We start from the raw sequence: 7,687 nt of genomic DNA, 5'->3' as shown, positions 1-7,687 counted from the left end.
TCGACCTTCTGACGCTCGCCCCCGCCTCCCAGGGCGCTGGGAGGCGGGGGCAGCGGCGTCAGGAGCTGGTCGTGTCCGCGCCCGCCGCCGCCGAGCTGCCGGGGCCACCGGGGCCGCCGGGGCCACCGGGGCCGCCGGGGCCGCCGGGTGGCGGCGGCAGGAGACGCTCCAGCAGCTCCAGCACCCGTGCGCCGTCGACGGCGTCCGGATCGAGGAGCCACTGCACCTGGACGCCGTCGGACGCCGCGATCGCGAGGGCGGCGAGGTCGCCGGCGTCGATGCCGGGGTCGATGCGACCTGCCTCCTGGTCCGCGCGGACCTGCTCCGTGAGCCCGGCCCTGATCCGGGCGAACCGTTCCCGCAGGAACTCCCGCGAGACGGGGTGCCCCTCGCCCACGGCGTCCCCGGCGAGCGTCGTGTAGAGCTGGACGAGGCCGGGGACCTCCCGGTTGAGGACGGCGCTGACCCGCATGCCCCCGACCGCGGAGGTCGCCGGGCCGCCGGACTCGTTGCGCTGGACCTCGTGCGCGCGGTAGACCGCCACCAGCAGGTCGTCGCGGGTGGGGAAGTAGTGGCGCAGCGCCGCGTGCGAGATCCCGAGCGCGTCGGCGACCGAGCGTAGCGACGACGCGTCGACCCCCTGCTCGGCGACCATCCGCAGCACCTGGTCGAGGATCTGCGCACGACGCGTCGCGCCCTTCGCGTAGCCGCGCCGGGGCGCGGCCTCGTCGCCGGTTGCGTCTCCCGATGCCCTCACCGGCTCAACCTACCGAGATTCCCGCCGCCCGCGGCGGCGCCCGGGCAGCCCCGGTCGTCGTGCGTGCATCGCTCGTCGGGCGTATCACCGGGTCATGGCTTCGACGGAGAGCGGCGCGACGACGCTGAGGACGATCACGACGGACGTCCCGGCCCGGCTGGACCGGCTGCCCTGGGCGCGGTGGCACTGGATGATCGTGATCGGGCTGGGGACGGTCTGGATCCTCGACGGGCTCGAGGTGACGATCGTCGGCAACCTGTCCGACGCCCTCAAGGGCGACACGGGCCTCGGCCTGACCAGCGCGGACATCGGCCTCGCCGGTGCCGTGTACGTCACCGGCTCGTGCCTGGGGGCGCTCGTCTTCGGTCAGCTCACCGACCGGTTCGGACGCAAGCGGCTGTTCATCATCACGCTGCTCGTCTACCTCACGGGCACGGTGCTCACCGCGTTCTCCATGAACCCGCTGTACTACTTCGCGATGCGGTTCGTGACCGGCCTGGGCATCGGCGGCGAGTACGCGGCCGTGAACTCCGCCATCGACGAGCTGATCCCGGCCAAGTACCGGGGGCGGATCGACATCGCGATCAACGGGTCCTACTGGGTCGGCGCGGCCGGCGGTGCCCTGCTGACGATCCCGCTGCTGAACCCGGAGCTGATCCCGGCCTGGCTGGGCTGGCGGCTGTGCTTCGCGCTCGGCGCCGTGCTGGGTCTGTGCGTCCTGTTCGTGCGGCGCAACGTCCCCGAGAGCCCCCGCTGGCTGTTCATCCACGGCCGGGAGAAGGACAGCGAGCGGATCGTCACGGACATCGAGGACCGGGTGCGCGAGCAGGACGGCGTCGAGCTCGCCGAGCCCGAGGGGACCCTCACCGTCCGGCAGCGGCACACCGTGGGGCTCGGGCGCATCGCGCGGACGGTGTTCTCGGAGTACCCGCGCCGCACCGTGCTGTGCCTCGCGCTGTTCATCGGGCAGGCCTTCCTGTACAACGCGTTCTTCTTCACCTTCGGTGACACCCTGCAGACGTTCCTGGGCGTGGGGCAGACCGGCACCTACATCGCCCTCTTCGCCATCAGCAACTTCCTGGGCGCGCTCGTCCTCGGGCCGCTGTTCGACAAGGTGGGCCGGGTGCGGATGATCTCCGCGACCTACATCGTCTCCGGCGTCCTCCTGGCCGTGGCCGGCCTCATGCTCGGCGGCCTGACGGCGTGGACGCTGACCCTGTTCGGGATGGGGATCTTCTTCGTCGCGTCGGCCGGCGCCAGCTCGGCCTACCTCACCGCCAGCGAGGTCTTCCCGATGGAGACCCGGGCGCTGTGCATCGCGTTCTTCTACGCGGTCGGCACCGCGGTCGGCGGGATCACCGGCCCGCTCCTGTTCGGCCGCCTGATCGAGTCCGCGGGCCAGGCGAAGGACATCTCGGGGATCGCCGTCGGCTACTACATCGGCGCGGCGCTCATGGTCGCGGGCGGGATCGTCGCGATGTTCCTCGGCGTCGGGGCCGAGAAGAAGTCGCTCGAGGACATCGCGACGCCGCTCTCCGCCCAGGACGCCGAAGGCTCCCAGGACGACTGAGCCGGCGTCGCCCCGTGCGAGCGCGCTGCTGACCAGGCGATTGGGAACCTCGATACCCCCCGGGGTATCGTCGAGCCATGATCGACCGCACCGCACCTGCCACCGACTCGCCCACCACCCACGCCCGCCGGATCGTCGTCGTCGGGGGAGTGGCGGGCGGCATGAGCTGCGCCGCCCGCGCACGGCGCCTGGACGAGACCGCGGAGATCGTGGTCCTCGAACGCGGCGCGCACGTGTCGTTCGCGGGCTGCGGGCTGCCGTACCACGTGGGCGGCGAGATCCCCGACGCCGAGTCGCTCCTCGTGCAGACCCCGGCGACCCTGCGGGCGTCGCTGGACCTGGACGTGCGGACGGGGCACGACGTCACGGCCGTCGACACGGCCCGCCGGGTCGTGGTCGCCCGCACCGCCGACGGCGACGTCGAGCTGTCCTACGACGCCCTCGTGCTGTCACCGGGCGCGAGGGCCGTGCGCCCGCCGATCGAGGGCCTCGCCTCGCCGCGGGTGCGCACCCTGCGCACCGTCGAGGACGCCCGCGCCCTGCGCGCCCACGTCGAGACGGGCGCCCGGCACGCGGTCGTGCTCGGCGCCGGGTTCATCGGCGTCGAGGCGGCCGAGGCGCTCGCGCTCGCGGGCCTGGAGGTCACCCTCGTGGAGCTGGGCCCGCACGTCCTGCCGCCGCTGGAGGTCGAGGTGGCGCACCCCGTCACCCGCGAGCTGCGCCGGCTCGGCGTCACCGTCCGCGTCGGCACGGCTGCCCAGGCGGTCCGCGCCGAGGACGAGCGCGACGTCGTCGTCCTGGACGACGGCTCGCAGGTGGCCGCCGACCTCGTCGTCCTGTCGGCCGGGGTGCGCCCCGACACGGAGGTCTTCGAGGCCGCGGGCATCGCGTGCGAGCGCGGTGCGATCGTCGTCGACGACCACGGCCGCACGTCCGCACCGGGCGTGTGGGCCGTCGGTGACGCCGTCGTCCAGACCGACGCCGTCACCGGCGCCCGCCGACCGGTCGCCCTCGCCGGCCCGGCGAACCGCGCCGGGCGGCTGGTCGCGGACGACATCGTGCGCCCGGGCACGGCCCGGCCGCTGCCTGCGCCGCTCGGCACCGCCGTCGTGCGCGTGGGCGAGCTGACGGCCGCCACGACGGGCGCGAACCGGGCCGCGCTGGACACCGCCGGGATCGCCTACCGCACCCTGCACCTGCACCCGAACCAGCACGTCGGCTGGTTCCCCGGGGCGCGCCAGCTGCACCTCGTGCTGCAGGTGCGCGCCGGCGACGGCCTGCTGCTCGGCGCCCAGGCCGTCGGGCACGACGGCGTCGACAAGCGCATCGACGTGCTCGCCACGGCGCTGCGCGCGGGCCTGTCCGTGGCCGACCTCGTCGACCTCGACCTCGCGTACGCGCCGCCGTACGGCCAGGCCAAGGACGCCGTGAACCTCGCGGGCATGGTCGGCGCCAACGTGCTCGACGACACCCTGCGGCTCTGGTACGCCCAGGACGTCGAGGAGGTCCTCGCCGGTGCGCTCGTGCTCGACGTGCGCACCCGCGACGAGATCGCCTCCGGCATGCTGCCGGGCGCGCTCCACGTGCCGCACACCGAGCTGCGCGCCCGCCTCGACGAGGTGCGCGAGGCCGCCGCCGGGCGACCCGTGCGCGTGCTGTGCGCCTCCGGCGTGCGTTCCGCCATCGCCCACCGCGTCCTGGCCCAGTCCGGGTTCGACTCCGCGTCGCTGTCCGGTGGGATGCTCACGCTGCGCGCCGCCCTCGGCGACCGCGCCGAGGACGTCCTCGTCACGCCCGCCCCCGCCCTCGTCTGAACTGTCCGGCCGCACCCACGGAGAGAGACCCGATGCTCACCACCGACAGCGACGCCCAGCGCCGCATCCTCAACCGCCTCCGTCGCGCCCGCGGCCAGCTCAACGGCGTCATCGACGCCGTGGAGGAAGGACGCTCGTGCCGCGACGTCGTCACCCAGCTCGCGGCCGTCTCGGCGGCGCTCGACCGCGCAGGGTTCGCCGTGGTGTCCACCGCGATGAAGGAGTGCCTCGCCGACCCGGACGCCCTCGGTGCGGACGGCCTCACCACCGAGGAGCTGGAGAAGCTCTTCCTCACGCTCGCCTGAGCGGCTCCACCCCGGCGCCGGCCTGATCGCGCCTGATCTCGCCTGAACGACGACAACAACGACCCGAACGACGAACTGGAGAACCTTCTCGTGTGCTACCCCGTGACCTGCAAGCAGTGCGGCAAGACGACCTGGAAGGGCTGCGGCCAGCATGTCGACGACGTGCGTCGCGCCGTCCCCGCCGGACAGTGGTGCCCGGGGCACGACCAGGCTCCGGGCGGCGCGGACGACCGTCCCGCGGGCGGCTTCCTCGCGCGGCTCTTCGGCCGCTGACCTGCCCGAGGGCCGGAGACGAACCTGTCAGGCCGTGCTGTCCCGGAAGGGGCGGACGAACTGCCGCAGGTCCGCGGCGTACAGCTCCGGCTCCTCGAACGCGGCGAAGTGGCCCCCGCGCGGCGGCTCGCTGAGGTGCACGAGGTTCGTCGTGCGTTCGAGCCACTGCCGCGGCGGGCGCACGACGTCGCCCGCGAACAGTGCGAACCCTGAGGGCGCCTCGACCCGGCGGGCCAGCTGGGCGGGGTCGATCGCCGCGTTGGCGTGGTACATCCGCATCGACGAGCCGATGGTGCCGGTCATCCAGTACTCGGTGACGAGCGAGAGGACCTCGTCCTTGGTGTAGGCGGTCGCGATGTCGCCGTCGCTCCACGAGCTCAGCTTCTCGACGATCCAGGCGGCAAGCCCGGCCGGGGAGTCGGTCAGCCCGAACGCGGCGGTCTGCGGCTTCGTCCGCTGGATCGCCGCGTATGCCCCCTCGGCGGCGCCCCACGCGGCGACCTGGGCGAACCAGTCACGTTCCTGCGGCGTGAGCTCCGCCAGGTCTCCCGACCAGACCGGCAGCCCGCCGTCGGTGCGGTGCACGGCGATCACGCGGTCCGGGTGGTCGAGGGCGAGGTAGCGGCTCACGTGGCTGCCCAGGTCGCCGCCGGCGGCCACGAACCGGTCGTACCCGAGGGTGGTCATGAGCTCGGCCCACAGGCCCGCGACGTCGATGGAGCTGAGGATGCGGTCGGTGGGCGCCTGCGAGTACCCGAATCCCGGCAGGTCGGGCACGACGACGTCGAAGGCGTCGGCGGGGTCGCCGCCGTGCGCCCCCGGGTCGGTCAGCAGCGGGACCACCTTGCGGTACCGCCAGGAGGAGTCGGGCCAGCCGTGCGTGAGCAGCAGCGGCACCGCTCCCCGGGAGCCGGCCGCCGCGCGCACGTGGACGAAGCGCACGTCCAGGCCGCCCACGTGGGCGGTGAAGCGTGGCAGGCGCGCCTGGGCCGCCTGCTGGGCCGCCCAGTCGAACTCCTCGGCCCAGTACGCCACCAGCTCGCGCAGGTAGTCGGCGTCCGTGCCGAGCGACCACCCGGCGGCGTCCGGGGCGTCGGGCCAGCGGGTGGCGCGCAGGCGGGTGCGCAGGTCCGTCAGCGCGGCCGGGTCGGTGCGCGGCGTGAAGGGCTCGATCCCCTGCGGGGTGCTCACCCCCGCACGCTACGTCCGGTGCGCCCGGACGGCGGACAGGACTCGTCGGGAACGCGATGTCGAGAACCGTCGGCCGGCTCCGTCCTGGGAGTGTCGGCGGTGACACGCACCGCCCCGCGACGACAGGATGGACGCCATGGCCAAGTACCTGCTCCTCAAGCACTACCGCGGCAACCCCGAGCCCGTGCCGGGCACCGACGTGCCGATGGACCGCTGGACGCCTGACGAGGTCAGCGAGCACATCGCGTTCATGGACCGGATGATCGACGGCCTCAAGGAGCGCGGCGAGTTCGTCGACGCGCAGGCGCTCTCCCCGCGCGGCGCGTTCGTGCGGTACGACGGCGAGGGGCGTCCGCCGGTCACCGACGGCCCGTTCGCCGAGACCAAGGACCTCGTCGCGGGCTGGATGGTCATCGACGTCGAGACCCAGGAGCAGGCGCACGAGGCGGCGGCCTACCTGTCCTCGGCCCCCGGCCCGGGCGGGCGTCCGCTGCACGAGTGGATCGAGGTGCGCCCGTTCCTCACCGACAACGCCGAGGTCACGGGATGACCGAGCTGCTGCGCGACGACACGCTGCGGGACCTGGCCCCCCAGGTCCTCGGCGTGCTCGTCCGCCGCGGCGCCGACTTCGCGACCGCCGAGGACGCCGTCCAGGAGGCGCTCCTGGAGGCGGTACGGCGCTGGGACGCGCCCGGTGGTGCGCCCCAGGACCCCAAGGGCTGGCTGGTCACGGTCGCGTGGCGCAAGTTCGTGGACGCCCGCCGCTCGGCGTCCTCCCGCGTCCAGCGGGAGGTGCGGGTGACCTTCGAACCGCCGTCCGGCCCCACCGAGCAGGCCGACGACACGCTGCTGCTGCTCAGCCGCTGCTGCCACCCGGCGCTCACGCCGGCGTCGTCGGTCGCGCTCACCCTGCGTGCCGTCGGCGGTCTCACGACGGCGCAGGTGGCACGGGCGTTCCTCGTCCCGGAGGCGACGATGGCGCAGCGCATCTCCCGCGCCAAGCGGACGGTGACGGGGGAGCGGTTCGGGGAACCCGGGGACGTGCGCGCCGTGCTGCGCGTGCTGTACCTGATCTTCAACGAGGGGTTCACGGGCAGCCCGGCCGACGGCGTCGACCTCGCCGCCGAGTCGATCCGCCTGACCCGCCAGCTCGTGGCCGCGGTGCCCGACGACGCCGAGGCCGCCGGGCTCCTCGCGCTCCTGCTGCTGCACCACGCGCGCCGCGCCGCCCGCACCACCGAGGCCGGCGAGCTCGTGCCGCTCGACGAGCAGGACCGCGCGCGATGGGACACCGCGAGCGTCGCCGAGGGGGTCGCGATCCTGCAGGGCGCCCTGGCACGCGACCGGCTCGGCCCGTACCAGGCGCAGGCCGCGATCGCGGCGCTGCACGACGACGCGGCCCGCGCCGACGAGACGGACTGGCCGCAGATCCTCGAGTGGTACGACGAGCTCGTCCGGCTCGAGCCCGACAACCCGGTGGTGTCCCTCAACCGTGCCGTCGCCGTCGGGCACGTCGACGGCCCCTTGGCCGGGCTGCGCCTCGTGGAGGCCCTTCCCGGCGACCTGCCGCGCCGCGACGCCGCGGCCGCCTACCTGCACGAACGCGCGGGGAACCTCGGGGAGGCGGCCCGGCTCTACGCCGTCGCCGCGGAGTCCGCGACGAGCGCCGCCGAGCGCGGGCACCTCACCCGCCAGGCGGCGCGGGCGCGGCAGTGCGCCGCGACCGGGACCACCTGACCACCGGCTGGTATCAGCAGTCGACGACGACCCCGTGCAC

At 74.4% G+C, this 7,687-nt stretch carries 8 protein-coding genes; 6 read left to right on the top strand and 2 right to left on the bottom strand.

What is annotated here, in order from left to right:
• Positions 1–58: 58 nt before the first annotated feature.
• Positions 59–757 (bottom strand): TetR/AcrR family transcriptional regulator, encoded by a 699-nt coding sequence (locus ACFT55_RS06380; RefSeq protein ID WP_380242728.1) that lies wholly within the window; start codon positions 755–757, stop codon positions 59–61.
• A gap of 94 nt (positions 758–851) precedes the next feature.
• On the opposite strand from ACFT55_RS06380, the gene ACFT55_RS06375 reads away from it, so the two are divergent.
• The 4 genes from ACFT55_RS06375 to ACFT55_RS06360 all read left to right on the top strand — a co-directional run bounded on the left by ACFT55_RS06375 (position 852) and on the right by ACFT55_RS06360 (position 4,719).
• Positions 852–2,327 carry an MFS transporter gene (locus ACFT55_RS06375; protein WP_380242726.1) on the top strand — a complete coding sequence of 492 codons (1,476 nt, stop codon included), beginning with the start codon at positions 852–854 and terminating at the stop codon, positions 2,325–2,327.
• A 77-nt stretch (positions 2,328–2,404) separates the two neighbouring features.
• Positions 2,405–4,141, top strand: a complete 1,737-nt coding sequence (locus tag ACFT55_RS06370) for an FAD-dependent oxidoreductase (protein WP_380242724.1) — start codon at positions 2,405–2,407, stop codon at positions 4,139–4,141.
• A 32-nt stretch (positions 4,142–4,173) separates the two neighbouring features.
• A complete protein-coding gene (locus ACFT55_RS06365) occupies positions 4,174–4,446 on the top strand; it encodes a metal-sensitive transcriptional regulator (RefSeq protein WP_380242722.1) in 273 nt (90 codons plus the stop codon).
• 90 nt (positions 4,447–4,536) lie between these two features.
• Positions 4,537–4,719 carry a hypothetical protein gene (locus ACFT55_RS06360; RefSeq protein WP_380242720.1) on the top strand — a complete coding sequence of 61 codons (183 nt, stop codon included), beginning with the start codon at positions 4,537–4,539 and terminating at the stop codon, positions 4,717–4,719.
• Positions 4,720–4,746: 27 nt separating this feature from the next.
• Here the strand turns inward: ACFT55_RS06360 and ACFT55_RS06355 are convergent, their stop codons facing one another.
• On the bottom strand, positions 4,747–5,910 hold the full coding sequence (locus ACFT55_RS06355) for an epoxide hydrolase family protein (protein ID WP_380242717.1): 1,164 nt from the start codon (positions 5,908–5,910) through the stop codon (positions 4,747–4,749).
• Between the two features lie 136 nt (positions 5,911–6,046).
• Between ACFT55_RS06355 and ACFT55_RS06350 the strand changes: the two genes are divergently transcribed.
• Positions 6,047–6,460 (top strand): YciI family protein, encoded by a 414-nt coding sequence (locus ACFT55_RS06350; protein WP_380242715.1) that lies wholly within the window; start codon positions 6,047–6,049, stop codon positions 6,458–6,460.
• Positions 6,457–7,647, top strand: a complete 1,191-nt coding sequence (locus ACFT55_RS06345) for an RNA polymerase sigma factor (RefSeq protein ID WP_380242713.1) — start codon at positions 6,457–6,459, stop codon at positions 7,645–7,647. Before ACFT55_RS06350 ends, ACFT55_RS06345 begins: the two co-directional genes overlap by 4 nt.
• Positions 7,648–7,687: the final 40 nt, after the last annotated feature.

Source organism: Isoptericola sp. NPDC057191, assembly GCF_042670225.1.
In the GTDB taxonomy this organism is placed as follows: Bacteria; Actinomycetota; Actinomycetes; order Actinomycetales; family Cellulomonadaceae; genus Isoptericola.
The sequence above is the reverse complement of the archived record's forward strand: the minus strand, read 5'-3'. Positions and strand labels throughout refer to the sequence as shown.

Excerpts from the sequence above, each read along its gene's own strand:
- ACFT55_RS06375 (WP_380242726.1), top strand. The coding sequence starts at position 852 with ATGGCTTCGACGGAGAGCGGCGCGACGACGCTGAGGACGATCACGACG.
- ACFT55_RS06345 (WP_380242713.1), top strand. The coding sequence starts at position 6,457 with ATGACCGAGCTGCTGCGCGACGACACGCTGCGGGACCTGGCCCCCCAG.
- ACFT55_RS06350 (WP_380242715.1), top strand. The coding sequence starts at position 6,047 with ATGGCCAAGTACCTGCTCCTCAAGCACTACCGCGGCAACCCCGAGCCC.
- ACFT55_RS06365 (WP_380242722.1), top strand. The coding sequence starts at position 4,174 with ATGCTCACCACCGACAGCGACGCCCAGCGCCGCATCCTCAACCGCCTC.
- ACFT55_RS06370 (WP_380242724.1), top strand. The coding sequence starts at position 2,405 with ATGATCGACCGCACCGCACCTGCCACCGACTCGCCCACCACCCACGCC.